Annotated in this window: 25 protein-coding genes; 15 read left to right on the top strand and 10 right to left on the bottom strand. The window is 59.6% G+C overall.

Annotated elements, in window-relative coordinates; translation table 11 throughout:
* Positions 1-29: 29 nt before the first annotated feature.
* Both SLH47_RS08340 and SLH47_RS08345 read right to left on the bottom strand, forming a co-directional pair.
* Positions 30-449 carry a DUF6896 domain-containing protein gene (locus tag SLH47_RS08340; RefSeq protein WP_320239009.1) on the bottom strand — a complete coding sequence of 140 codons (420 nt, stop codon included), beginning with the start codon at positions 447-449 and terminating at the stop codon, positions 30-32.
* A gap of 116 nt (positions 450-565) precedes the next feature.
* Positions 566-1,039, bottom strand: a complete 474-nt coding sequence (locus SLH47_RS08345) for a D-galactarate dehydratase (protein ID WP_320239010.1) — start codon at positions 1,037-1,039, stop codon at positions 566-568.
* Positions 1,040-1,125: 86 nt separating this feature from the next.
* Here SLH47_RS08345 and moaA point away from each other — a divergent pair, with 86 nt between their 5' ends.
* Positions 1,126-2,130 (top strand): GTP 3',8-cyclase MoaA, encoded by a 1,005-nt coding sequence (gene moaA, locus SLH47_RS08350; RefSeq protein WP_320239011.1) that lies wholly within the window; start codon positions 1,126-1,128, stop codon positions 2,128-2,130.
* 4 nt (positions 2,131-2,134) lie between these two features.
* Here moaA and SLH47_RS08355 read toward each other — a convergent pair whose 3' ends face one another.
* The 3 genes from SLH47_RS08355 to argE all read right to left on the bottom strand — a co-directional run bounded on the left by SLH47_RS08355 (position 2,135) and on the right by argE (position 5,348).
* Positions 2,135-2,728, bottom strand: a complete 594-nt coding sequence (locus SLH47_RS08355) for a putative glycolipid-binding domain-containing protein (RefSeq protein ID WP_320239012.1) — start codon at positions 2,726-2,728, stop codon at positions 2,135-2,137.
* Positions 2,729-2,822: 94 nt separating this feature from the next.
* On the bottom strand, positions 2,823-3,986 hold the full coding sequence (locus tag SLH47_RS08360; protein WP_320239013.1) for a M20 aminoacylase family protein: 1,164 nt from the start codon (positions 3,984-3,986) through the stop codon (positions 2,823-2,825).
* Between the two features lie 201 nt (positions 3,987-4,187).
* A complete protein-coding gene (argE, locus tag SLH47_RS08365; protein WP_320239014.1) occupies positions 4,188-5,348 on the bottom strand; it encodes an acetylornithine deacetylase in 1,161 nt (386 codons plus the stop codon).
* A gap of 215 nt (positions 5,349-5,563) precedes the next feature.
* Here argE and SLH47_RS08370 point away from each other — a divergent pair, with 215 nt between their 5' ends.
* The 9 genes from SLH47_RS08370 to SLH47_RS08410 all read left to right on the top strand — a co-directional run bounded on the left by SLH47_RS08370 (position 5,564) and on the right by SLH47_RS08410 (position 12,971).
* Positions 5,564-6,568 (top strand): ABC transporter ATP-binding protein, encoded by a 1,005-nt coding sequence (locus SLH47_RS08370; RefSeq protein WP_320239015.1) that lies wholly within the window; start codon positions 5,564-5,566, stop codon positions 6,566-6,568.
* Complete coding sequence (locus SLH47_RS08375; RefSeq protein WP_320239016.1) at positions 6,561-7,619, top strand: dipeptide ABC transporter ATP-binding protein; 1,059 nt, start codon at positions 6,561-6,563, stop codon at positions 7,617-7,619. The genes SLH47_RS08370 and SLH47_RS08375 overlap by 8 nt, the downstream gene beginning before the upstream one ends.
* Complete coding sequence (locus tag SLH47_RS08380; protein ID WP_320239017.1) at positions 7,616-9,337, top strand: peptide ABC transporter substrate-binding protein; 1,722 nt, start codon at positions 7,616-7,618, stop codon at positions 9,335-9,337. The genes SLH47_RS08375 and SLH47_RS08380 overlap by 4 nt, the downstream gene beginning before the upstream one ends.
* A gap of 75 nt (positions 9,338-9,412) precedes the next feature.
* Positions 9,413-10,420 carry an ABC transporter permease gene (locus SLH47_RS08385; protein WP_320239018.1) on the top strand — a complete coding sequence of 336 codons (1,008 nt, stop codon included), beginning with the start codon at positions 9,413-9,415 and terminating at the stop codon, positions 10,418-10,420.
* Positions 10,413-11,369: an ABC transporter permease gene (locus SLH47_RS08390; RefSeq protein WP_320239019.1), complete on the top strand. Its 957-nt coding sequence runs from the start codon at positions 10,413-10,415 to the stop codon at positions 11,367-11,369. The genes SLH47_RS08385 and SLH47_RS08390 overlap by 8 nt, the downstream gene beginning before the upstream one ends.
* Before the next feature lie 78 nt (positions 11,370-11,447).
* Complete coding sequence (locus tag SLH47_RS08395) at positions 11,448-11,741, top strand: hypothetical protein (RefSeq protein ID WP_320239020.1); 294 nt, start codon at positions 11,448-11,450, stop codon at positions 11,739-11,741.
* 3 nt (positions 11,742-11,744) lie between these two features.
* The gene (locus SLH47_RS08400) at positions 11,745-12,365 is read left to right on the top strand and encodes an RNA polymerase sigma factor (protein WP_320239021.1); all 621 of its coding nucleotides are present in this window, start codon (positions 11,745-11,747) and stop codon (positions 12,363-12,365) included.
* A complete protein-coding gene (locus SLH47_RS08405; RefSeq protein WP_320239022.1) occupies positions 12,358-12,597 on the top strand; it encodes a hypothetical protein in 240 nt (79 codons plus the stop codon). The genes SLH47_RS08400 and SLH47_RS08405 overlap by 8 nt, the downstream gene beginning before the upstream one ends.
* A complete protein-coding gene (locus SLH47_RS08410) occupies positions 12,597-12,971 on the top strand; it encodes a hypothetical protein (protein ID WP_320239023.1) in 375 nt (124 codons plus the stop codon). The genes SLH47_RS08405 and SLH47_RS08410 overlap by 1 nt, the downstream gene beginning before the upstream one ends.
* Before the next feature lie 5 nt (positions 12,972-12,976).
* Here SLH47_RS08410 and SLH47_RS08415 read toward each other — a convergent pair whose 3' ends face one another.
* Positions 12,977-14,035 carry a phospholipase D-like domain-containing protein gene (locus tag SLH47_RS08415; protein WP_320239024.1) on the bottom strand — a complete coding sequence of 353 codons (1,059 nt, stop codon included), beginning with the start codon at positions 14,033-14,035 and terminating at the stop codon, positions 12,977-12,979.
* A 167-nt stretch (positions 14,036-14,202) separates the two neighbouring features.
* Between SLH47_RS08415 and SLH47_RS08420 the strand changes: the two genes are divergently transcribed.
* Positions 14,203-14,538 carry a DUF4342 domain-containing protein gene (locus SLH47_RS08420; RefSeq protein WP_320239025.1) on the top strand — a complete coding sequence of 112 codons (336 nt, stop codon included), beginning with the start codon at positions 14,203-14,205 and terminating at the stop codon, positions 14,536-14,538.
* A gap of 93 nt (positions 14,539-14,631) precedes the next feature.
* Here SLH47_RS08420 and SLH47_RS08425 read toward each other — a convergent pair whose 3' ends face one another.
* The 3 genes from SLH47_RS08425 to SLH47_RS08435 all read right to left on the bottom strand — a co-directional run bounded on the left by SLH47_RS08425 (position 14,632) and on the right by SLH47_RS08435 (position 18,295).
* Entirely contained in the window at positions 14,632-16,149 is a 1,518-nt protein-coding gene (locus SLH47_RS08425; RefSeq protein WP_320239026.1) for an NAD(P)(+) transhydrogenase (Re/Si-specific) subunit beta, read from the bottom strand.
* Between the two features lie 12 nt (positions 16,150-16,161).
* A complete protein-coding gene (locus tag SLH47_RS08430; RefSeq protein WP_320239027.1) occupies positions 16,162-17,742 on the bottom strand; it encodes a Re/Si-specific NAD(P)(+) transhydrogenase subunit alpha in 1,581 nt (526 codons plus the stop codon).
* 103 nt (positions 17,743-17,845) lie between these two features.
* Positions 17,846-18,295, bottom strand: coding sequence for an isoprenylcysteine carboxylmethyltransferase family protein (locus tag SLH47_RS08435; protein WP_320239028.1), 450 nt, complete (start codon positions 18,293-18,295; stop codon positions 17,846-17,848).
* Positions 18,296-18,374: 79 nt separating this feature from the next.
* Between SLH47_RS08435 and SLH47_RS08440 the strand changes: the two genes are divergently transcribed.
* Both SLH47_RS08440 and kynU read left to right on the top strand, forming a co-directional pair.
* Positions 18,375-19,133, top strand: coding sequence for an SDR family oxidoreductase (locus SLH47_RS08440; protein WP_320239029.1), 759 nt, complete (start codon positions 18,375-18,377; stop codon positions 19,131-19,133).
* Positions 19,130-20,326, top strand: a complete 1,197-nt coding sequence (gene kynU, locus SLH47_RS08445; protein WP_320239030.1) for a kynureninase — start codon at positions 19,130-19,132, stop codon at positions 20,324-20,326. The genes SLH47_RS08440 and kynU overlap by 4 nt, the downstream gene beginning before the upstream one ends.
* Here kynU and SLH47_RS08450 read toward each other — a convergent pair.
* A complete protein-coding gene (locus tag SLH47_RS08450; RefSeq protein WP_320239031.1) occupies positions 20,323-21,189 on the bottom strand; it encodes a YihY/virulence factor BrkB family protein in 867 nt (288 codons plus the stop codon). The genes kynU and SLH47_RS08450 overlap by 4 nt on opposite strands.
* Positions 21,190-21,387: 198 nt before the next feature.
* Between SLH47_RS08450 and SLH47_RS08455 the strand changes: the two genes are divergently transcribed.
* A complete protein-coding gene (locus tag SLH47_RS08455; protein ID WP_320239032.1) occupies positions 21,388-22,041 on the top strand; it encodes a nucleoside/nucleotide kinase family protein in 654 nt (217 codons plus the stop codon).
* Between the two features lie 11 nt (positions 22,042-22,052).
* Complete coding sequence (locus SLH47_RS08460) at positions 22,053-23,684, top strand: alpha-D-glucose phosphate-specific phosphoglucomutase (protein ID WP_320239033.1); 1,632 nt, start codon at positions 22,053-22,055, stop codon at positions 23,682-23,684.
* Positions 23,685-23,705 lie beyond the last annotated feature (21 nt).

The following is a 23,705-nucleotide window of genomic DNA, read 5'->3' on the forward strand; positions in this document are numbered from 1 at the left end:
ATCCTCCGAGACCTCCGGACATGTCGTCTCTAATGGGCAAGAAAGATGTAGCTTTGCCGTTCGATTCCAGCACATTGATCTGCAAAACGCCTAACCCAAGCCGCATCCTGAAGGACATACTCGATCTCATCTTTCGAGGCGCATACAGCACGCTCAGTCAGGAAATAGTGTATGTGCCAGGGCTCAAGAATGATATTACCAGAACGGTCGTAGTCAACGCTAACAGCCTCACAACTAAAGACCCGTCTAAAATCCCCCTCAAATTCGAACGTACAACCAACACCGTGAAATTGATAAATTAACCCGGGTTCAAGCTCACCGACTCGTTTATCTTTCTTTCCTCCCCACGCGGAGATCGGATGATTGACATTCAATTTCCAGGACAAGCGGTTCGAACAAAACGCAACGATGAAAGCAAATTCCCGAACTTGTCTTTCCAAGTCTGACAAAAGAAGAAATCCTTACATTCAGGTGTTATTCTGCGATTTCATAACCGTAGCAACAATACACGGTCATCTGAGTTGCCTAACTTATACTTGCCCTGCAAGACGTGTTCGAAAGCATCCTACCTCGTAAACACCTCAATCTCCGGCAGGCCCGTCAACGGTGCGTTCAAGAGCCGCATCGCCGCCAGACTGATTTGGCTGCCAGAACCGGGCGGGCCACCGGACGGGCGCAGTTCGATATTAATTTCGGTTCCCTGATAGGCCACGCGGCCTGGTGTGAGTTCATCGACCAATGGCGTTTCCAGCCAGATCCCCGGCTCTGTCGGGGGGCCGAGGGAGGCGATGGTTGTGCCCAATGCCTCGCCTGCGTCGCTTTCATCAACGGCTGTTGCCGCGTCGCGGTCCTCTTGTGTCGTTGTATCAAACTGATCCACCGTCGTCGCTGTCGTTGGCGGTGGCGGTGGCGGTGTGGGGTCAAGCGTCGGCGCGGGCGCGGCCACTGGCTGCACAGGTTCGGTGCCGAAGATGCCTTGCAAAGAGGGTGACGTGCACCCGGCCAAGGCCAAGACGGGAAGGATCAGAAAAGCTCTCATACCGGTAGCTTATGTCGCACACGGGGGCGTGACAACGACCGGCTTGCGTCTTGCGCAGCCAGATGCCGGTGCCTAATGTCATGTGTATGAGCCAGCCATTGATCGACCCCTTCGCCCGCCATATCGAATATCTGCGCGTCTCGGTCACCGACCGCTGCGATTTTCGCTGCGTCTATTGCATGTCCGAGAACATGACGTTTCTGCCGAAGAAAGAGCTTCTGACATTGGAAGAGCTTGACCGGATGTGTTCGGCCTTCATCCGGCTTGGCGTGAAGAAATTGCGGATCACGGGTGGTGAGCCGCTGGTGCGCCGCGACATCATGACGTTTTTCAGAGGCATGGGGCGGCATCTGGAAAGCGGTGCTTTGCAGGAACTGACGCTGACATCCAATGGCAGTCAGTTGGAGCGTTTTGCCGACGATCTTTTTGCGGCGGGTGTGCGCCGCATCAACATCTCGCTTGATACGCTCAATGAGGAAAAGTTTGCACAGATCACCCGTTGGGGCCGCCTGCCCCAGGTTTTGCGTGGCATCGATGCCGCCCAGCGCGCGGGCATGCGGGTGAAGATCAATACGGTCGCCCTGAAAGGTTTCAATGAGGATGAGCTCTTCGATCTGACAGAATGGTGCGCATCCCGCGATATGGACCTGACGTTTATCGAAGTCATGCCGATGGGCGATCTCGGCAACGAAGACCGGCTGGGCCAATACTGGTCGCTGAAGGACCTGCGTGCGCGGCTCGAGGAGCGCTCGACGCTGACTGACCTACCGGAGCGGACGGGTGGCCCCGCTCGCTATGTCCGCGCAGACGATACGGGTCAGAAAATCGGGTTCATCACCCCGCTCAGCCACAATTTCTGTGAAAGCTGTAACCGTGTGCGCATCACCTGCACCGGTGAGATCTACACCTGTCTTGGCCAAGAGGGGCATTCGGATCTCCGCGCACCTCTGCGCGGATCTGAGGCCGATATCGACCTCGAAAACGCCATCCGCGCGGCCATCGCGCTGAAACCCAAGGGCCACGATTTCGACTATTCGCGCCAGCAGGTCGACGGTCAGGTCAGCAGGCACATGTCGCATACCGGTGGGTAAGCGGTTAGCCAGCATAGCTGCCGCGCTGTGATACAGCCGTCCACAGTCCAGGGTACTCGCGAACGATCCCGAAATCATCGGTTGTCAGCTTTGCTGAATAGTCATGTGATGGTGAGCGATAGACGAACTCGGTGCTCGAGAGCCGTCGATAAACCTGCCTCAGCGGAATGATGCGCCAGTCCGCGGTATCGAGCCAAACGGCGGTTGTTTCGACTTCCTCACCAATTGATAACCCTAGCCGGTTGATCGCATTCGTATTGGTGGCAGGCGAAAAGCCGAGGTCGATGTCAAGAAGACCATCTAGGCCGGCAACGCTCTCATCATTGAAGGCCCACTCGCCACCAGCGTCCCGCGATAGTTTGATGTTCTTCTCCGTGGCACCAAGCCGTCCGGTCACCCAAGCAGAGTTGCTCGACCAATCTGTGCTGCATGAGATGCGGTAGGTGAAATTGGCCGGTTCGTTGCCCTCCAGATAGATCGCCGTACCCGAAATCTCGTAACCGCTCTCCGATCGCCCATAGTGACAGGCATCCAGTCCTTCGACGTCAATGCGGCGCCACAGCACTGTGCGGGGAAGTCGCGACTTATCATCGGTCATCGAGAAGTCTCAACAACCGAACAAGAGTGTCTGCATGTGCCGAAGCTGCCATTTGCTGAATCCCGACAAATGGGGGCCTGCTATGTTAGGTAAACTAGGCCGCCGGCATCCGCTGCTCAACGATCTCCGCCCACCAGGAACATCCGGCAGGGATCGCGTCATCATTGAAATTGTATTCTGGGTGATGGACCGAGGCCGTATCACCGTTGCCCACCAAAATGTAGGCGCCGGGACGCTCTTCCAGCATGAAGGCGAAATCTTCGCCTCCCATCACAAGTGGCGCATGCGTGCAATTGCCCGACACGGATTTGGCCACTTCCATGGCGAACTCGGTCTGGTCCTCGCTGTTGACCATCACCGGATAGCCGCGCATGTAGTCAACCTTTGCCTTCGCCCCGAATGTCGCGGCGGTGCCCTGGACCACATCTGTCAGCCGCTTCTCGGCCAGGTCGCGTGTTTCGGCATTCAGCGTGCGCACCGTGCCACGCAAATTCACCCGCTGGGGGATGACGTTGTGCGCCTTTGACGATGTCTCAAAACTGGTGACAGACACCACGACCTGATCAACAGGGTTCGCGTTCCGAGACACAATGGTTTGCAGTGCCAAAACCACGTGACTTGCAACCACTGTCGTATCGATGGTCTCCTGCGGCTTTGCGGCGTGACCGCCCTTGCCTTCGATCTCAATCTCAAACTGATCAGCGGCGGCAAAGAACGCACCTGACCGGATCGCAAACTGACCGGCGGGCATGCCGGGCCAGTTATGCATGCCGTAGACCTCTTGAATGTTCCAGCGATCCATCATGCCGTCGTCACACATTTCCTTACCGCCGCCGCCGCCCTCTTCGGCGGGCTGAAAGATCACCACGACCGTGCCGTCGAAATTGCGGGTCTCCGCCAGATACTTTGCCGCCCCGAGCAACATCGCCGTATGCCCGTCATGCCCGCAGGCATGCATGGCCCCGTCAGTTTTTGACTTGTAAGGCACATCTGTCTGTTCATGAATCGGCAAGGCATCCATATCGGCGCGCAAACCAACGACCTTGCCCGACGTGTCGGATTTGCCCTTGATCACCCCAACAACACCTGTGCGCCCGATACCTGTCACGATCTCGTCGCAGCCAAATTCCTTGAGCTTATCGGCGACAATCTTGGAGGTGCGATGCGTCTCAAACAGGATTTCGGGATGTTCATGCAGATCGCGTCGCCATGCCGTGATTTCAGGCAGCAACTCTGCAAAACGATTCTTAACGGGCATTTTGGTCTCCGAAAATGGTCTGTCGCGCCAATACGACTGTGAGCTAGTCTGCGCGATGTCGTTTAAAGATTTGTTCTGACCTTAGTGTTGATCCATCCGACGACAGTGACAAGTGAAAACGGACGATATTGCGGCACCTATCATGCCCCGTCACTAGATGGGCGGCAATCCGCCGAAATGACGCGCCCACTCACGAGGGCGTCATTCGGCCAGTTTGTCGACGAGCCTGCCGATAAAAGCCTCGCCCTTCTGAAACTGGTCGACACTGATGAATTCGTTGGGTTGATGCGCCTGCGCGATATCGCCAGGCCCACAGATGACGGCAGAATAGCCGCGCTCCTGAAACTGCCCGGCCTCGGTGCCATAGCTGACGACATTGCTGGCATTCTCACCGGTGATGTCGCGGATCAATCGTTCCGCCTTGCCATCCTGTTCAGGCTTGAGACCTGGCACCTCAAAGTATTGCTGCGCCGTGATGCCCGCCTCTGGCCGGACTGATTTCATCTCGGCCTCAATCTCAGCCACTTTTGCGAGGAACCGGTCTTGCCACGCCGCGATGTCCTCGCCCGGCACAATCCGAAAATCAAAACCGAAATGACAGTCCTTCGCCGTGATATTGTGTGCCGTGCCACCGCTCATTGTGCCCACATGCAGCGTTGTGTAGGGCGGAACGAAATCGGCGGCGAGTTCTCCAGGTGTCTTGGCAGCGTTCTCTGCATTCACCTCATTGGCCCAGTTGATCAGTTTGGCGGCCATCATGATGGCACTGACACCTTGTGGCGCGAGCGAGGAATGCACTTCAAAGCCGCGAAAATGCATGTGGTAGCCGATGCCGCCTTTATGGCCCGTCACCACCTTCATCATCGACGGCTCGCCCACCAGAACCATATCCGCACGCGGCATGCCCATTGCCACCATGTGGTCGATCATCGGCGGGGCGCCGACGCAGCCGACCTCCTCGTCGTAGCTCAGCGCAATCTGTATGGGGCGTTTGATCCCTTTTTCGAGCGCCACTGGCACCGCAGACAAGGCCAGTGCATCGAACCCTTTCATATCGCAGGTGCCGCGACCAAAAAGCTTGCCATGACGTTCCGTCACAACAAAGGGATCGGTGTCCCAGGATTGCCCGTCAACCGGCACCACATCGGTGTGGCCTGACAACACCACACCGCCCTTAACCTCCGGACCGATATGCGCGTAAAGTGCGGCCTTGGTGCCGTCTTCATTTGGCACCCGGGTCGCATTTACGCCAAACCCGTTCAAATAATCCTCAACAAAATCAATCAGCTCCAGGTTGCTGTCGCGGCTGACGGTCGGAAAGCTGACAAGCCGGTCCAGGAGGTCACGGGCGCTGAGTGTCATGGGAAGTCCTTCATTTTTTGCATTAAATCGCACCACACGATTTCCGGTCTGCACAAAGCAGATGCAACACAGTGTTGCGCGGCCTCTGTGATTGCGCAAACAGGAATCGTCTTGCGGGTTCGAATTTTGATGTTACCGTTTGGGCAAACGCCGCTTTTCTGTTCATAAGCGCGGCGGAACAAGAACAATATCTGAACCACTTGGGAGGTTCATCTATGCCCGATGGGGCGCTGCCCGTCCTGGACGTCCAGGACCTCAAAACTGTGTTCAGAACGCGGGCCGGAGAGGTCCATGCGGTTAACGATGTCAGCTTCTCACTCAAGCCAGGTGAGTTGTTGGGCGTTGTCGGCGAAAGCGGTTCCGGCAAATCGGTGACGATGATGTCCCTTTTGGGTCTCTTGCCGTCCCCGCCCGCAGATGTGCGCAACGGATCTGTCAATTTCGACGGCAAAGACCTTTTGAAGGTCAATCCAGAGACCTTACGTGCCGTGCGCGGTGGCAAGATCGGCTTTGTTTTTCAGGACCCGATGACGTCGCTGAACCCGGTCTTCAACGTGGGCATGCAATTGGCAGAGCCTTTGCGCAAGCATATGGGGATGAACAAGAAACAGGCTGCGGTGCGAGCACAGGAGCTTTTGGAACTTGTCGGTATTCCTGATGCAAAACGCCGTCTTGAAGATTATCCGCACCAGTTTTCCGGCGGGATGCGCCAACGCGTGATGATTGCGATTGCGCTGGCCTGTGATCCGAAAGTCCTGATCGCGGATGAGCCGACAACGGCACTTGATGTGACCATTCAGGCGCAAATTCTCGAACTGATGAAAGAGCTGCGCGAGAAGCTCGGCATGGCTGTGATCTGGATCACCCATGATCTGGGCGTGATCGCCGGTATCGCCGACCGGGTCATGGTGATGTATGGCGGTCAGGTGGTCGAACATGCGCCTGTGAAGGAGCTTTTCGGCAATCCGCAACACCCCTATACCCGTGCACTTTTGAAAACGATCCCCACCATTCATGGCGAACGCGCCGCGCGCCTGACGATCATCGAAGGGCAACCGCCGATCATGGCCGGCCCGCCATCATCCTGCCCGTTCCGCGACCGGTGTGATGTTGCGCTTGACCGTTGCGCACGGGAAAACCCGGCCCGCTACGACGTGGGCGAAGGGCATGACGTCGCCTGCTTCTTTGACGCGCGGACGGGGGCGCCCCGCGATGTTTGACGCTGAACGAAAACCGCTGGTCTCGGTTCGGGACCTCAAGATGCATTTCCCGATTTTCGCGGGCCTCTTCCGCCGCCGCGTGGGCGAGGTCAAGGCCGTTGATGGTGTCAGCTTTGATGTGATGGAAGGCGAGACGCTGGGCCTGGTCGGCGAATCCGGTTGCGGCAAATCCACCTGCGGCCGCGCCGTTCTTCGCCTCTACGACATCACCGACGGCTCAATCGTGGTCGATGGACGCGAAATCGGTGCCACCCCCCAGCCTGCCCTGCGAGAGATGCGGCCCACCATGCAAATGGTGTTTCAGGACCCACAAGCCTCGCTCAACCCCCGCATGACGGTTGAGGACATCATCAAGGAACCGCTGGACGAACACACGACGCTCACCGACCGCGAAAAGCGCGCCAAGGTCGCGGAGCTGATGGATGCGGTGGGGCTCAATCGCAAATTTGCCAAGCGCTATCCCCATGCTTTCTCAGGCGGGCAACGCCAGCGGATCGGGATTGCCCGCGCGCTCGCGCTCAACCCCAAATTCATCGTCTGTGATGAGCCAATTGCTGCCCTCGACGTCTCTATTCAGGCGCAGGTCGTTAACCTGCTGGAGGATCTGCAGGAAGAATACGGGCTGACCTACCTTTTCATCAGCCATGACCTTTCCATGGTACGCCACATCGCAACCCGCGTGGCGGTGATGTATCTCGGCAAAGTCGTCGAGCTCGCCCCACGCGAGGCGCTTTATGCCGAGCCGCTGCACCCATACACCAAGGCGCTGCTTTCGGCGGTTCCTGAACCAGACCCTAGTCTGGCCCGCACAACCGAACGCATCATACTCAAAGGCGATGTGCCCTCTCCCGCCAACCCGCCACAGGGCTGCAACTTTTGCACGCGCTGCCCTTCTGTGATGGATATCTGCAAAGAAGTTGAGCCGGATTACCGCGAGGTCGCACCGGGCCGGTTCACCGCCTGCCACCTTTACAACGACATGAACAACACTGCCGACCAAACGGCAGGAGCCGAGGCGACTACGAGCACCAACAAGGAGACAATCACATGAAACTCAAAACAGCCCTTATGGGCGCTGTTGCCACAGCAAGCCTTGCGCCGATGGCCTTTGCCGACGCGCATGAAGGCGAGCGCGGGCGCGATGGCGAAGTCAAGATCATCTATTGGCAGGCGCCATCGATCCTGAACCCGTTCCTGTCGGGCGGCACGAAGGATGTTGAATCCGCCTCGCTGATCATTGAGCCGCTGGCGCGCTACAATCCCGATGGTGAGCTGATCCCATGGCTGGTTGACGAAGTGCCCACCGTTGCCAATGGCGGCGTGTCCGAAGACCTGATGTCGATCACATGGCAGATTTCCGAAGGCATCCTGTGGTCGGACGGAACACCGTTCACCTCTGCTGACGTGAAATTCACCTATGAATACTGCACCGATCCTGAATCCGGTTGCGCGCAGGTCACCAAGTTCGAAGGTGTATCCTCGGTCGAAACGCCTGACGATCTGACCGTCGTCGTCAACTTCGAAAACCCGACACCCTTCCCTTACGGCCCGTTTGTTGGCGGTGAAAGCCCGATCCTGCAGGCCGCACAGTTCGCCGATTGCATGGGCGCGCGGGCACCTGAATGCACCGACGAAAACTTCGGCCCCATCGGCACCGGTCCATTTGTCGTCACCGAATTCCGCACGAATGACGTGATCCAGCTGGTCGCTAACGACAACTACCGCGATCCGAACAAACCTGCCTTTGCAAGCGTGACTTTCAAAGGTGGTGGCGACGCAACAGCGGCGGGTCGCGCCGTGATGGAAACGGGCGAGTTTGACTATGCCTGGAACCTGCAACTCGCGCCTGATGTGATCGCCAGCATGCAAGAGGGTGGCCTTGGCACGCCGGTTGCAGGCTTTGGTCCACTGGTTGAGCGCATCATGCTCAACAACACCAACCCTGATCCGGCCCTTGGGCCAGATGAGCGCGCCGTCATCCGCCCGCACCCATTCCTGGGTGAGCCTGCCGTCTATCAGGCGATGTCGATGGCTATCGACCGTCCATTGCTGGTGGAAATCGGCTATGGTCAGGCCGGTAAGGTCACCTGTAACTGGGTCCCTGCCCCGGCTGCCGTGAACTCAGACACTTTCACATGTGACGTGCAGGATATCGCTGGCGCGAATGCGATGCTGGACGAAGCCGGTTTCGTTGATAGTGACGGTGACGGCATCCGTGAAGCGAACGGCGTACCGATGCGCGTGCTCTACCAGACCTCGACCAACGCTGTCCGTCAGGACTTCCAGGCGCTGATCAAGGAGTGGTGGTCCGAGATTGGTATCGAGGCGGAACTGCGCAACATCGACGCATCCGTGTTCTTCGGCGGTGACCCAGGTTCGCCTGACACGTTCCAGAAGTTCTACGCGGATGTAGAAATGTACGCCAACACGTTCAACGGCACCGATCCGCAGTCCTATCTCGGCAACGGTCTTTGCGACAAGGCACCAAGCCCTGCAACCCAGTGGCAGGGTGAGAATGTCAGCCGCTTCTGCGATGAGGAATATGACGCCCTGCACGCGCAATTGACGCAGACCGCCGATGCGGCCGAGCGCGCCGCGATTGCCCGCCAGCTCAACGACATCATGGTTAGCCGTGGCGGGATGATCCCGCTGGTGCACCGTGGTCGTCTGTCGGCCCATGCCAACAGCCTGGGCGGCATTGACCTGAACGTTTGGGACAGTGAGCTGTGGAACATCGCTGACTGGTACCGGACCGGCGACAACCGCTAAACCTTTTGCAGCCCCGGTCAGTGCGCCGGGGCTGCTGCCCATTTTCACCCAAAGCCATCAACCAAGGCGCCGCCCATGTTCAACTACACGATCCGTAGATTGGTCCTGTCGATCCCGACGCTTTTGTTTATTGCTTTGGTCATTTTTCTTTTGCTGGAACTGGCCCCCGGTGACCCGATGGGCCAGATGCCCCTGACGATCCCCGACGACGTCAAACAACGCATGCGCGAGGCGCTGGGTCTGGGCGAGCCGTGGTATACACGCTTTTACCTCTGGCTTTACCAGTTCTTCATCGTCGAGCCGCAATACTGGATTGACGGCGCCTTCGGCACCAACTTCGCCAACGATGCCCAGCGCATCATCAGCTTCCAGTCCCGCAGCCCGGTTTTCGATACGATTGCTGAGCGCCTGCCGCAAACGCTCTGGGTCGTGGGCATGTCCTATGTCGTGGGCGTCGCCATTGCGCTGCCTATCGGGATCATCAGCGCCTACAAGCAGTATTCCGTCTTTGACCAGGCCGGTACATTCGTCAGCATGATCGGCTTTTCCGTCCCGCCCTTCTTTTCTGGCGTTCTGGTCATCGTCATTTTCTCGGTCCAGCTGGGTTGGCTGCCGTCAATTTACGATACGACCCATGAGGTGGTGGATTGGGAGACCTTCAAGTTCCAGATCCAGCAGATGATCATGCCCGTCATGGTGCTGGCCCTGCAGACCACTGCGCAGGTGAGCCGCTACATGCGCGCCTCCATGCTCGACAATCTCGGCCAGGATTACGTGCGCACCGCACGGGCCAAGGGGATGTCGGAAAGCGTTGTGGTCATGAAGCACGTCCTGCGCAACTCCATGATCCCCGTCATCACCGTCATCGCATTGGGTATCCCGTCGATCTTCGGAGGCGCGATCATTACCGAGCAGGTGTTCAAGGTGAATGGCCTCGGTCAGCTTCTGATCATCGCGTTGCAGGGCAACGATATTCCGATGGTGATGACCATTACGTTCCTTCTGGCGGTACTGATCGTGATGATGAACCTGATTGCCGATATCCTTTACGGTGTGCTTGATCCGAGGATCCGCTATGACTGATGCCACCCTCGCCAAACCCGTCGAGAAGGACGAGAAAGCCCGCAACCAATGGTGGGATGTCTGGGACCAGTTCCGCAGCCACAAGGGCGCGATGGCAGGTCTGTTCTTCCTGTTCTTCATCACGGTTTTCTGCGCCTTGGGACCGATTGCATGGGATGTCGATCCCGGCAAGCTGGACATCCGCAACAAGGACCTGCGCCCGATCTACACTGTGATCTGGGATGGTGATGCGAAGGTTTCGTGGGCCCGGCCCATGGGCACCGACCATCTGGGCCGCGATATCATGGCCAATATCATGCAAGGCGGCCGGATCAGCCTTGCCGTGGGCTGGACCGCGATGATCCTGGCCATTCTGATCGGTACACTGGTCGGCGTGCTGGCGGGCTATTTCAAGCGCCTGGACTGGCCGCTGATGCGTTTCACCGATCTGGTTCTGTCTTTGCCACTCCTGCCGCTTCTCCTCGTGATGATGCTCCTCTTCCGCGACCCACTGCGCGCGGCGTTCGGGCCAGAGAACGGGATCTTCCTGCTGATCGTGTTCGGGATCGGCATCACCTCGTGGATGCAGACAGCACGGATCGTGCGCGGCGACGTCATGGCGCTGAAAGAGCGTGAATTTGTGCTCGCCGCCAAATCCATCGGTACACCGCCGCGCCGGATGATCACCCGGCATATCCTGCCCAACGTGCTGTCGCCCATCATGGTCTCGGCAACGCTCGGCCTCGCCACAGCAATCATCACGGAAAGCGCACTCTCATTCCTTGGCCTCGGCTTCCCGTCGGACTTCCCCACCTGGGGCAAGATCCTGTTTGACAGCGTCGACCGCATGACCGCCTTCCCCGAACGCGTCATCTGGCCCGGCATGGCGATCTCGCTGACGGTCCTGTCGGTCAACTATATCGGCGACGGCCTGCGCGACGCGCTTGATCCACGCATCCGCGGTCAGTGATTTTTTTGTCGATGCTGCGTAGGAGCTCCTGCCGCGCTGCGTAAGGATAAGTATCGCAGCTTAGACAGGAGAAACCCAATGCTGATGCGAACGACTTTTGCAGCCCTTGCGCTGACGGCCCTCGCCCTGCCCGCCCATGCGGATTGGAGCGCCACCAACTCCAATGGCGGCTCTGGCGGCGGGTCGACCACATGTTCACGCGTTGACGGCCAACGCGTGTGTGAGACGACGAGCACATGGACCACAGCCGCCGGGAAAACCTACAGCAGCACCGCGCGACGCGTTTACGACCAGAACGGCGTCAGTGGGACCCGGATTGGTATAGACCCGTCTGGCCGCGAGCGGGTTACGACATGGCGCCGCGACCGCTAAGGGTTGCACCAAGGATACGGCCGGGCAAGGCTGGGCCGTATCCTTGGGAATGACGCGCAATTGCCGGACAAGACCAACCAGACTGATGCACTGCTCCGGCAATTGGCGGACGGCAATCGCGGCGCGCTCGATCAGCTCTGGGTGCTGCATGGCGGCGCGATCCACGGGATCGGCATGCGGTTTCTGGGCACGGCGGATGCGGGTGAGGACGTGCTGCAGGAGGCCTTTGTCAAAATTTGGCAGAATGCCCATCGCTTCGATCCAAACCGCGGCACGGGAACGGCATGGATTTTCACGATTGTCCGCAACGTGGCCCGTGATCACCTGCGCAGGCAGCGGCTGCGCTGGCTGGTGGGGCTTGACGCGCTTGTGACAGAACCCGTGGACACCGCACCGGATCAAACGGTGCAGGCCGATGACCGCGCCAAACTGCGCCAGGTTCAGGCCGAAATGCTTGATCTGCCCGACCGGCAACGTATGGCGCTTTTGCTCAGCGCGACAGCGGGCTTGGATACGCATGAAATCGCCACGATTATGGGCAGCAGTCAGGGCGCGGTGGAGCAATTGATCGTGCGCGCAAGGCGACACCTGCGCGCACGCATGAAGGAGACGGGACATGAATGAAGACGATGCCATCGATGCCTTGCTGCGTGGCGGGATCGGGCAACCGCCGGGCAAACCACCCCAACGACCAGAGCGACCGCGGCAGAGCCGTGTTCCGGCCGTACTCGTGTCCATCATCTTCGCCGCGCTGCTTCTGACACCGCTCGTCCTCGTCCTAACGGCTGATCCCACACAACTCCTGCTCGGTCTGATTACCGGCAACCCAGTCTCACTTTTCGGAGGGATTTTCTGATGCGGAACCGGGTTCTGCGGATCGCCCTGCGGGTTGTTCTGGTATTGTCGTTGCTGGCCAATGCGTTGGTCATCGGTGTGATCCTGCGGGCGGTCGAATTGCGCGACCGCGCGGGCCTGCAGGACACGCGCTTTCCACCAGAGCTTGGCCGCGCCTTCATGGAGGTGATCGAGGATGAGGAGGAGATCTGGACACAACTCGCCCGGCTCGGCGATGCGCGCCGTGCAATGATGGCCGCCGCCGAGGCACGCCCCCTTGACCGCGAGGCGCTTGTTGCCGCCATGGCCGAAGTGCGCCGGCAGAGTGCCGCACTACAGGTGGAAGGCCAGCGCATCATGCTGGATGTTATCGAGGATGCCGCACGGGCAGAGTGATCCCACTAAGGCGCGATCGGTTCAGCCTGCGTGGCGATGATCCGGTCAATCTCGGTCCGCGCATAGATCGCCAGCCGCTCCTGATCATCGCGCGCCTGCCCTGCTGGCAAATCAAGATCGCCGAGCACCACGATGTTCTCATCATTCAAAAGGTTCGCAGGCCCCGTATAGTTGAAACTCCCGATGATCGTCAGCGCATCGTCAATCACCATCAGCTTGTGATGCACCTTGCGCACGCCAGTGCCCGTCTTGTTGCGATGCAAAGTCACGCCACCCGCCTGCAACGTCGTCTTCGCCGCCCAGGTCTGGTTGGCCTGCCTGCGGTCCAGAATACCGGTGACCTGTAACCCCTTCTGCTGCGCATTCACCAGCGCATCGTCGATCCCGGACGATTGCGAAAAGGTAAAAGCCGCAAAATCGATACGGGTCTGCGCCTTGATCATCTGCTTGATGAATTCCATCTCCGGCGCGTGATCCGGCGCAAAAAGCGGCTTGATGCGGACACCGCAAACCGTGTGGTCTTCCAGCGGTTTGCGCGGCGTCTCAAGGCTGCGCTTGCCAAAGATACCGCGCCGCATCTGCCGGAACTCGCGGGCATATTCGCGCGCGACCTCTTCATCGGTGATGATCGCGATGTGATTGAGGTTCTTGGTCACGCCGGTTGTGGTGAAATTTGTCGAGCCCGTCAGCACCGCATCCCTGTCGCGCACGATGAATTTCTGGTGAAAGATGTTGGGGTTGTAATCGGCCTTCGCATCCACCCCGCCGCGCAAGATACGGGTCAGAAGCTCGCGATTGATCTCTTGCGTGCCAAGGCCGTCATCGGCAGGTGGCTTCGCCTCGCGCAGGTAATCCTGCTCAAGAATCACCCTGACAAAGACACCCCGCTTACGGGCGGCGATCAGGGCCTCCGCAATGGGCCGGTGATCCAGTTCCTGAACGGAAACAAGTAATTCCTCTTGCGCGGCGGCAATGAAATCGATGATGGGCGCTTCCAGATTGTCCGGCGCACCGATCGTATCGGGTCCCATGTGAAGCGTGATCGCACCGACAGATGCAGGCATAATGCGTTCTCCGAAGAATATGAGACAATGAATAGGTGAATGCTGCCCGTTGACGTTGATTCGAGCAAGGCAGCCCGATCTGCCATTTCCATGTTGAGCAATATCAATCGCGCGCGCCGGTTCGACGCTACTTTATCCCAATCGAAATCCATTGATGGAGGAATGTCATGGCCGAAGAACGGGCAAACACCAAGAAGACGGTCGTTGAAGAGGTCAAAGTTGACGGCAAGAACCTTGTCGAACGCGTGAAGGAATTCGCCAGGGAAGGCAATGTACGCCGGATGCGCATCATCGCAGATGACGGCGATGTATTTCTGGAAACGCCGCTGAATATCGGCCTTGTTGTTGGTGGCGTGGTGACACTTGCCGCCCCATGGCTTGCCATCCTCGGTGCGATTGCAGCGCTGGTATCCCATGTCCGCATTGAAGTGGAACGCGAGACTGACGAGGATGAAGTTGCGTCCGAAACCGACGGAGCCAAGACACCAGAGGCGACGGCCTGACTGGTCCGACCTACTGATTGGCGGTTTCCGGAAAGACACCGCCCCGGGCCAGTATCCGGGGCGGTTCTCAGAACGGCACAGACGCTTGGTCGGCTAGTCGATCTTGGGCAAGAGCGTGTCCAACGACGCCTTCGCGTCCCCATAGAACATCCGCGTGTTTTCCTTGAAGAAAAGCGGGTTTTCGATGCCCGAATAACCCGTCCCCTGCCCGCGCTTGGACACGAAGACCTGTTTCGCCTTCCAGCATTCCAGCACCGGCATGCCTGCAATAGGGCTGTTGGGGTCGTCCTGTGCAGCCGGGTTCACGATGTCGTTGGACCCGATGACGATGGCGACATCTGTGTCGGGGAAATCGTCATTAATCTCGTCCATCTCCATCACGATGTCATAAGGCACCTTCGCCTCGGCCAAGAGCACGTTCATATGCCCCGGCAGGCGCCCCGCGACGGGGTGAATGGCGAACCGCACATTTTTGCCCTTGGCCCGCAGCTTGCGCACCAGTTCGGCCACCGCCGTTTGCGCCTGCGCCACGGCCATCCCGTAGCCGGGGATGATGATGATGCTGTCAGCCTCGTTCAGTGCCGTCGCGACACCATCGGCATCAATCGCAACCTGCTCGCCCTCAACCGCCATCTGCTCACCCGCAGGGCCGCCGAAGCCGCCAAGGATCACGCTGACGAAGGACCGGTTCATCGCCTTGCACATGATGTAAGACAGGATCGCACCGGAGGAGCCGACAAGGGCACCCACAACGATCAACAGATCATTGCCGAGCGAGAAGCCAATCGCCGCCGCCGCCCAGCCGGAATAGCTGTTCAACATGGACACGACGACGGGCATATCCGCCCCGCCGATCCCCATAATCAGGTGGTAGCCGATGAAGAGGCCCGCGAGGGTTAGCAGCACGAGCGCCCAGGAACCGCCGCCGGTCAGGTAGACAAACAGCAGCAGGACGGACAAAGCCGCCGCAGCCGCATTCAGCAGATGGCCGCCAGGCAGTTTGTTCGCCCCGGTATCGACTTTAAACGGCAACAACGAGGATGACCCGGCCAGCTTGGCATAGGCGATCACGGAACCCGTGAAGGTCACCGCCCCGATCCAGATGCCCAGCACCAGTTCGACACGCAGAATGCCGATCTCGACGCTCGATTTCTTGGCAATCAACTGACCAAAGGCGCTCAGCTCATCGTACACCTCTTTCGGCAGGCCAATCGCGGTGATGCCATCGGGCCCAACAGCGCCCAGCACCTGCCCGTTCGCCTCATAGATATTGCCGATATAGTTGATCATGATGTCGGCGTTGAAACCGACAAACACCGCTGCAAGCCCCACCAGCGAGTGCATAATCGCCACAAGTTCCGGCATCTGGGTCATCTCGACCCGCGTCGCCAGTTGATAGCCCACAGCCGCCCCAAGCGCGATCAGCACCAGTGAGACGATGCTCAGCCCCGCCCCCGGCCCGATCAGCGTCGCAAAGACCGCAATCGCCATGCCGACGATGCCGTACCACACCGCCCGTTTCGCGCTTTCCTGCCCCGAGAGACCGCCCAACGACAGGATGAAAAGAATACCAGCGACCACATAGGCCGCGATCGTGAATGCGTTATCCATTGCCCTGCCCCTTTAGGATTTCTGGAACATGGCGAGCATACGCCGTGTCACGAGGAAGCCGCCGAAGATGTTGACCGCCGCCATGAAGATACCGAGCGCGGCGAGGATCGTGATCAGCCACGAGGTCGACCCAATCTGTATCAGCGCCCCAAGGATGATGATCGACGAAATCGCGTTGGTCACGGCCATCAACGGTGTGTGCAAGCTATGTGCGACGTTCCAGATCACCTGGAAGCCGATGAAGACCGACAGGACGAACACGATGAAATGCTGCATGAAGCTCGCCGGCATGCCGGGGATCATCCCGATGCCGAGAACCAGTGCGGCGCCAATCGCCAGCAATGTCACCTGATTGCGCGTTTCCTTCCTGAAAGCGGCCACTTCCTGCGCCCGCTTTTCCTCTGGCGTCAGCTCTTTGGGCGGCTCTTTCTTCGGCTGGGCCGCAATCGCCTGCACCTTGGGTGGCGGCGGTGGGAAGGTGATCTCGCCTTTATGGGTGGCCGTGGCGCCCCGGATCACATCATCTTCCATATCATGAACCGCAACGCCGTCTTTCTCCGGCGTCAAATCGGTCATCATGTGGCGGATATTGGTGGCGTAAAGGGTGGAGGATTGCGCTGCCATCCGGCTTGGGAAATCGGTGTAGCCGATGATGGTGACACCGTTCTCCGTCACGATCTTTTCATCCTTGACGGTCAGCTTGCAGTTCCCGCCACGCTCTGCGGCAAGGTCGACAATGACCGAGCCCGGCTTCATCGCCTGCACCATATCCTCGGTCCAAAGCTCCGGCGCATCGCGGCCGGGGATCAGGGCCGTCGTGATGACGATGTCCATATCCGGTGCCAATTCACGGAACTTGGCCAACTGCGCCGCCGCGAATTCCGGTGAAGACACAGAGGCATAGCCCCCCGTCGACGCGCCATCCTGCTGTTCTTCCTCAAAATCGAGGAATACAAACTCAGCCCCCATCGACTCGACCTGTTCCGCCACTTCGGGGCGCACATCGAACGCGTAAGTGATGGCGCCCAGCGACGTTGCCGTGCCAATGGCAGCCAGACCAGCCACACCGGCACCGACAACCAGCACCTTCGCTGGCGGCACCTTACCAGCCGCCGTCACCTGCCCCGTGAAGAAGCGGCCGAAGTTGTTGCCCGCCTCGATCACAGCGCGGTAACCCGCGATATTGGCCATCGACGACAGCGCATCCATCTTCTGCGCACGCGAAATCCGGGGGACCATATCCATCGCGATGACGGTGGCGCCTTTCTTGTTGGCAGCCTCCATCAGCGCCTCATTCTGACCCGGATAGAAGAACGAGATCAGTGTCTGCCCTTCGCGCAATTTCTTGACCTCAGCATCCTCCGGTGGGCGTACCTTGGCGATGATATCGGCCTCTTTGAACAGTGCCGCGGCAGTCTTCACCACGCTCACGCCCGCTTCCTCATAAGCCGCATCCGAGAAACCCGCGGCCATCCCGGCGCCGGTTTCGATCAGGCATTCATATCCCAGCTTCTGCAAGTCTTTGGCCGAGGCCGGGGTCATCGCGACCCGATCCTCACCCGCAAATATCTCTTTCGGCGTGCCGATTTTCACGGACCGTCCCCCATCTTAGTCAGGTTGTTGGTGTTGGAGTATAGGGCGGAAGAATATTTCACAAGAGACGGGCCGCCATGACATTTCATGTCATGCGCTAACATCACAACCAACGTCGCGTCTTTTGCGTGTAGCGCGCGAAATCGGCACGGAATTTACGCCGCAAACGGTCTTCTTCCGGGATGATAAAGCGCTGGGTGATCGTCCCGACGAAAAGCGGCACAAGGATCAGCGCAACAGGTGCGTCCCACCGCAGCGCCAGACCCGCCAAGACAAGTGCATCGCCCAGATAGATCGGGTTGCGCGTGCGGGAAAAGATACCGGTGGTCACCAGATGGCTCGCCTCCATATGCGGAATGACCGTGGTGCGTCTTTTGCGCATCTCCGCCACCGCCAGAAGCATCAGCACCAGACCGCCGCCCACAAGCAAGCCGCCCAACAGGTCCATCACTGGACCACCGAACGCCAGACCTGCAGGCTGCAACTCTGCAATCCACCAGGTCATGAATATCGCCAGCGCCAGCCAGATAGGGGGAAGATCAATCCATTTCATGCACCGTTTGTGCCGCGCCGCTTTGGGCTTGTCCACGGGGCTGGGGCCGCTAACCTGCGGCAAAATCGAGGAGGTGATCATGGAACATGCAGGCAAACACGCGCTCGTCACCGGGGGCGGGACGGGCATTGGCAAGGGCATCGCCGTCGCCCTCGCGCAGGCCGGGGCAGAGGTCACCATCACAGGCCGGCGCGCCGATGTGCTGGAAGAGCTTGCCGCCACGCAAGAGCGCCTGCACCCCATGGTCATGGATATCGACGATGAACAGGCCGTCCGTGACGGGATTGAGGCCGCGGCAGAGCAACGGGGACCAGTCCAGATTTGCATTGCCAATGCGGGTATCGCCGAAGGTGGCCCGTTTGAGACGACCAGCCTCGCCGCCTGGCGCAAGATCATGACGACCAATCTTGATGGCGTGTTTCTGACCTTTCAGGCGGCCATGTCCACGCTGAAACCGGAAGACCCTGCCCGCATGATCGTCGTCAGTTCCATTGCCGGGGTGCGCGGTCTGAAGAACGCGATCCCCTATACGGTCAGCAAACATGGCGTGATCGGCCTGATACGGGGCCTCTCGGAAGAGTTCATGCGGCGGCCCATCACCTTTAACGCGCTCTGCCCCGGCTATGTGGACACGGCGATTGTCCGCAACCAGCTACCGGGCCTGATGAAGCGTTTCGGTGTCGATGAACAAGGCGCGATTGACGCGATTGCCAAAGGCAACCGCCACCGCAAGCTGCTGGAGGTGGATGAGACGACGACGGCCCTCATGTGGCTCTGTTCCGAGGGTGCCCGCAGCATCAATGGCCAGACAATCGAGATTTCAGGCGGTCAGGTGTGACGTCCGATTTCGCCGAAACCAAGAAGCTCTTTCACCTGCCCGAAGGTGTCACGTATCTGGACGGCAATTCGCTGGGGCCTTTGCCCAAGGCTGCGCTTGCCCGCATGGAGCGCTGTATGGCGCAGAAATGGGGCGAGATGGTGATCACCGGCTGGAACCGCGCGGGCTGGATGGCGCAACCATCCGCCTTGGGCGACCGGTTGGGGTGGCTGATCGGTGCGCAACCGGGCCATGTGGTGCTGGGCGACACGCTCTCGATCAAGGTCTATCAGGCGCTCGCCGCCGCCCTTGACCTTGTCCCGGATCGCCGCGTGATCCTGACCGATAGCGGGAATTTCCCCACTGACATCTACATGGCCGAGGGGCTGATCAAGATGCTCGGACGCGGTCACGAATTGCGCGTCGTGGCACCCGAAGATGTCGCAGACAACGTAACCGACGATGTCGCGGTCCTGATGCTGACCGAGGTCGATTACCGCACCGGGCGCAAACACGACATGGCCGCGCTGACCAAGGCCGCGCACGAAGCCGGAGCGCTCACGCTTTGGGATCTGGCCCATTCTGCGGGCGCACTGCCCGTCGATGTGGCCGGTTGCGGTGCCGATTTCGCGGTGGGCTGCACCTACAAATATCTCAACGCCGGTCCTGGCGCGCCCGCATTCATCTACGTCGCACCGCGCCACATCGATAGCTGCAAACCCGCGCTCTCCGGCTGGTTGGGTCACGAGGCCCCCTTCGCCTTTGATCTCGACTATCGCCCCGGCACGGGGATCGAACGCATGCGCGTCGGCACACCGCCTGTCTTGCAGATGGCCGCACTCGATGCGGCCCTCGATATCTGGGATGAGGTGGATATGCAGGACGTGCGCCGGGCCTCTATCGCGCTGACTGAGCAATTCATCGCGGGGGTCGAGGCCGCCTGCCCCATGCTGACCCTCGCCAGCCCGCGCGACGCCGATGGGCGCGGCAGTCAGGTGTCGTTCCGGTTTGCCGAAGGCTATGCCGCGATGCAGGCCTGCATCGCCCGCAACGTCATCGGAGATTTCCGCGCCCCGGACATCATGCGCTTTGGCTTCACGCCGCTCTTTATTGATGCCGCCGATGTCGACAAGGCCATCGCAGTGATCGCCGATGTCATGACCAACCGCTTGTGGGATGATCAGACCTACAAAACCAAAGCCGCCGTCACCTAACCCTCTGGCAGGAAAGACGTATCTTCGTCTGACGGCGGGCAGTCATATCCATGCACTTCCACGTTTAATGCGGCCCCCAGCAGGATCAGATAGGCGCTGACATAAAGCCAGAGCAGCAGGCCAATCACCGCCCCAATCGAGCCATAGACCTCATTGTAGCTGGCAAAGTTGGTCAGGTAGTAGGACAGCCCCGCCGAGGCAGCCACCCACAAGATCACCACCACAAACGCACCAATGGTCACCCAACGCCCCCGGCCGCCCGTCCGCGCGGGACCAAAGCGATAGAGCAGGCTGAGCGCCACGATCAGAACCCCCAGCGCAATCAGCCACCGCACGCCTTCCAGAACCCACGCGGTCGATGTCGCAACCGGAATGAACGCCAAGGCAATCGGCAACAGCACCACCACCGTCAAGGCGACAATCGCCAGACTGACCAGCGCAATCGTCAGCAGAAACGCCACCACGGTCTGCCATATCCCATTGCGCAGCCTCTGCCCCGCAATCGCATTCAGCCCACCGATCAGCGCGCTGACGCCTGCTCGGCACGACCAGAGCGCGAGCGTGATCGACACGAATGTGGCCCAACCCAACGCCTCTGACGGCGCACTCACCAGACGCGTGATCTGCGACGACAGCAATTGGTAGGCGTCAGGCGGGATGATATCCTCCATCAGCACCAATTGCTCGGCGATGATCACCGGGTCCGCCACCAGACCAAAGATGGCAATCACCGCCGCGATCCCGGGGAAAATGCCAAAAACGCCGAAAAAGGCGACACCAGCCGCGATTAGCCCCAGATGTTTCTCACCAGCGGATGTCCAAACCGCCGCCAGAACGCGCCAGATATGCAGCAATGTCGCCATGAAGCAGGCTTTCACAAATGTCGTCTTGTTGTGCAAACCTAAGGCAAAGCACCGGCCATGGCCACTTTTGCCCGCAGCCTAATGATCAGGCGTCGGCAAGAAAGCGAAAGCACTGCAAAAACCATTCGCCTCACCCCGAAACACAGGTTAAGGTTTCCGCAAAACGGGGAAAAACCCTTTCGGCTGGCAGGTCATAAGTTGAGCAGTTTAACGCTTCATATCAACACGCTGGCAGAGCATCTGCTGGACAAGGCAGACACACGGCAATTGGTTGCCATCACTGGCGCGCCAGGCTGTGGAAAGTCCACGCTCGCGAGCGAGCTGGCGCGGCGGCTGAATGCGCAGCGCGTCAAGGCCACGGTCGTTCCGATGGACGGGTTTCACCTCGATAACGCGATCCTTGAGGCGCGCGGATTGACCCAGCGAAAGGGCGCGCCAGAGACGTTCGACGCGCCCGGCTTCATCCGGCTCGTCAAGGCGCTCAGGACAGGCGAAGAAGTCTTTGCCCCCATCTTTGATCGCACCCGCGACATCGCGATTGCGGGTGCCATTGCCGTGCCGGTGGACGCGAAGGTCGTCATCGTCGAAGGCAATTACCTGATGTTTGATGAGGCACCGTGGTCAGAGCTCGCCGGGCTCTGGGACGTGACCGCGCGGCTCGACGTGCCGATGCCGGAATTGCGCGCGCGGCTGATCCATCGCTGGCTCAGCCTCAATTACTCCCGCGCAGTCGCCACGCGCCGGGCCGAAGGCAATGATATTCCGAACGCGCAACGTGTGATTGATCGCGCGCTTCCTTGTGATTTTACATTCGACGGGCAACCTGCCCCTGCCCAGAACGCCCAGATATAAGGTCTGCTGCCATGCATGTCATCGACGTTCCCACCCAACCGATCACTGGTCAAAAGGCGGGGACCTCGGGTTTGCGCCGCCAGACGCGCGACTTCATGGCGCCGCATTTTCTGGAAAACTACGTGCAGGCGATCCTGAACGCGATTGGCGGGGCCGCGGGCAAGCGCTTTGTGCTGGGCGGCGATGGCCGCTATTTCAACGACCGCGCCATTCAGGTGATCCTGCGCATGGCCGCAGCCGGTGCCGCGGCAGAGGTGATCGTCGGGCAAAACGGCATCCTCTCAACCCCCGCCGCATCGCATCTGATCCGGCTCAACAAGACGGACGGTGGGTTCATCCTGTCAGCCAGCCACAATCCCGGCGGGATCGACGCCGATTTCGGCCTGAAATACAACATGGCCAATGGCGGCCCAGCGACCGAGGCCGTGTCGGACGCGATCTATGCCGAGACCCAGACAATCGAAAGCTACAAGGTGCTTGAGGCGCAGGATGTTGATCTGAGCCAGATCGGCGAAACGACATTGGGCGAGATGCGCGTGCGTGTCGTTGACTCGGTCGACGACTACGCCGCACTCATGGAAACGCTCTTCGATTTCGACGCGATCAGTGCGCTTTTTCAGGGCGGGTTTCGCATGGTCTTTGACGCGATGCATGCGGTCACCGGACCCTATGCGCATCGCCTGCTGGAAGAGCGCCTGGGAGCCTCCAAAGGCACTGTTCTGAACGGCACCCCCCTGCCCGATTTCGGCGGCGGCCACCCGGACCCCAACCCGATCTGGGCGCATGAATTGATGGGGATCATGAAGGGCGATGACGCACCCGATTTCGGGGCGGCCAGCGACGGCGATGGCGACCGCAACATGATCGTGGGGCGCGGTGCTTATGTGACGCCCTCCGACAGTCTCGCTCTGATTGCTGCGCAGGCGCATGTCGCACCGGGCTATCGCGACGGCCTGTCAGGCGTCGCCCGCTCGATGCCCACCTCTGGCGCAGTCGACCGGGTTGCCGCCGCGAAGGGTCTGCAATGCTATGAAACGCCCACGGGCTGGAAATTCTTCGGCTCGCTGCTGGATGCAGGCCGCGTCAACCTCTGTGGTGAGGAAAGTGCCGGCACCGGATCGGACCATGTGCGCGAAAAGGACGGGCTTTGGGCCGTTCTCATGTGGCTCAACATTCTGGCAGTCAGCAAGAAGCCGGTGACGGACCTGATGGCCGAGCATTGGCAGACCTATGGGCGCAACTACTACTCGCGCCATGATTATGAAGGTGTGGACAGCGATGCGGCGAAGACGCTGATCACCGACTTGGAAGCGCGGCTAGAGGACCTACCGGGCCAGAGCTTTGATGGTCTGACCATCCAATCCGCAGACCAATTCGCCTATACCGACCCTGTCGATCAGAGCACGACAACAGGCCAAGGCATCCGCATCATGTTCGACGGCGGCGCGCGTGTCGTTCTGCGGCTCTCTGGCACCGGCACAAAGGGCGCAACCTTGCGCGTCTACTTGGAGCGGCTGGAAACTGATCCTGAAAACCTGGCACTGCCGGTGGAGGACGCACTCGCGCCCGTCATCGCCGCCGCAGAAGAGATCGCCCAGATCAAATCCCGCACAGGCCGCGATGGGCCGGATGTCAAAACGTAGAGCAAGAGGTCCCGGATCAAG

It is taken from the genome of Cognatiyoonia sp. IB215182, from assembly GCF_033963905.1.
Taxonomy (GTDB): Bacteria; Pseudomonadota; Alphaproteobacteria; order Rhodobacterales; family Rhodobacteraceae; genus Yoonia.

Excerpts from the sequence above, each read along its gene's own strand:
- SLH47_RS08345 (WP_320239010.1), bottom strand. The coding sequence starts at position 1,039 with ATGAGAGCTTTTCTGATCCTTCCCGTCTTGGCCTTGGCCGGGTGCACG.
- moaA (WP_320239011.1), top strand. The coding sequence starts at position 1,126 with ATGAGCCAGCCATTGATCGACCCCTTCGCCCGCCATATCGAATATCTG.
- SLH47_RS08355 (WP_320239012.1), bottom strand. The coding sequence starts at position 2,728 with ATGACCGATGATAAGTCGCGACTTCCCCGCACAGTGCTGTGGCGCCGC.
- SLH47_RS08360 (WP_320239013.1), bottom strand. The coding sequence starts at position 3,986 with ATGCCCGTTAAGAATCGTTTTGCAGAGTTGCTGCCTGAAATCACGGCA.
- argE (WP_320239014.1), bottom strand. The coding sequence starts at position 5,348 with ATGACACTCAGCGCCCGTGACCTCCTGGACCGGCTTGTCAGCTTTCCG.
- SLH47_RS08370 (WP_320239015.1), top strand. The coding sequence starts at position 5,564 with ATGCCCGATGGGGCGCTGCCCGTCCTGGACGTCCAGGACCTCAAAACT.
- SLH47_RS08375 (WP_320239016.1), top strand. The coding sequence starts at position 6,561 with ATGTTTGACGCTGAACGAAAACCGCTGGTCTCGGTTCGGGACCTCAAG.
- SLH47_RS08380 (WP_320239017.1), top strand. The coding sequence starts at position 7,616 with ATGAAACTCAAAACAGCCCTTATGGGCGCTGTTGCCACAGCAAGCCTT.
- SLH47_RS08385 (WP_320239018.1), top strand. The coding sequence starts at position 9,413 with ATGTTCAACTACACGATCCGTAGATTGGTCCTGTCGATCCCGACGCTT.
- SLH47_RS08390 (WP_320239019.1), top strand. The coding sequence starts at position 10,413 with ATGACTGATGCCACCCTCGCCAAACCCGTCGAGAAGGACGAGAAAGCC.
- SLH47_RS08395 (WP_320239020.1), top strand. The coding sequence starts at position 11,448 with ATGCTGATGCGAACGACTTTTGCAGCCCTTGCGCTGACGGCCCTCGCC.
- SLH47_RS08405 (WP_320239022.1), top strand. The coding sequence starts at position 12,358 with ATGAATGAAGACGATGCCATCGATGCCTTGCTGCGTGGCGGGATCGGG.
- SLH47_RS08410 (WP_320239023.1), top strand. The coding sequence starts at position 12,597 with ATGCGGAACCGGGTTCTGCGGATCGCCCTGCGGGTTGTTCTGGTATTG.
- SLH47_RS08415 (WP_320239024.1), bottom strand. The coding sequence starts at position 14,035 with ATGCCTGCATCTGTCGGTGCGATCACGCTTCACATGGGACCCGATACG.
- SLH47_RS08420 (WP_320239025.1), top strand. The coding sequence starts at position 14,203 with ATGGCCGAAGAACGGGCAAACACCAAGAAGACGGTCGTTGAAGAGGTC.
- SLH47_RS08425 (WP_320239026.1), bottom strand. The coding sequence starts at position 16,149 with ATGGATAACGCATTCACGATCGCGGCCTATGTGGTCGCTGGTATTCTT.
- SLH47_RS08435 (WP_320239028.1), bottom strand. The coding sequence starts at position 18,295 with ATGAAATGGATTGATCTTCCCCCTATCTGGCTGGCGCTGGCGATATTC.
- SLH47_RS08440 (WP_320239029.1), top strand. The coding sequence starts at position 18,375 with ATGGAACATGCAGGCAAACACGCGCTCGTCACCGGGGGCGGGACGGGC.
- SLH47_RS08450 (WP_320239031.1), bottom strand. The coding sequence starts at position 21,189 with ATGGCGACATTGCTGCATATCTGGCGCGTTCTGGCGGCGGTTTGGACA.
- SLH47_RS08460 (WP_320239033.1), top strand. The coding sequence starts at position 22,053 with ATGCATGTCATCGACGTTCCCACCCAACCGATCACTGGTCAAAAGGCG.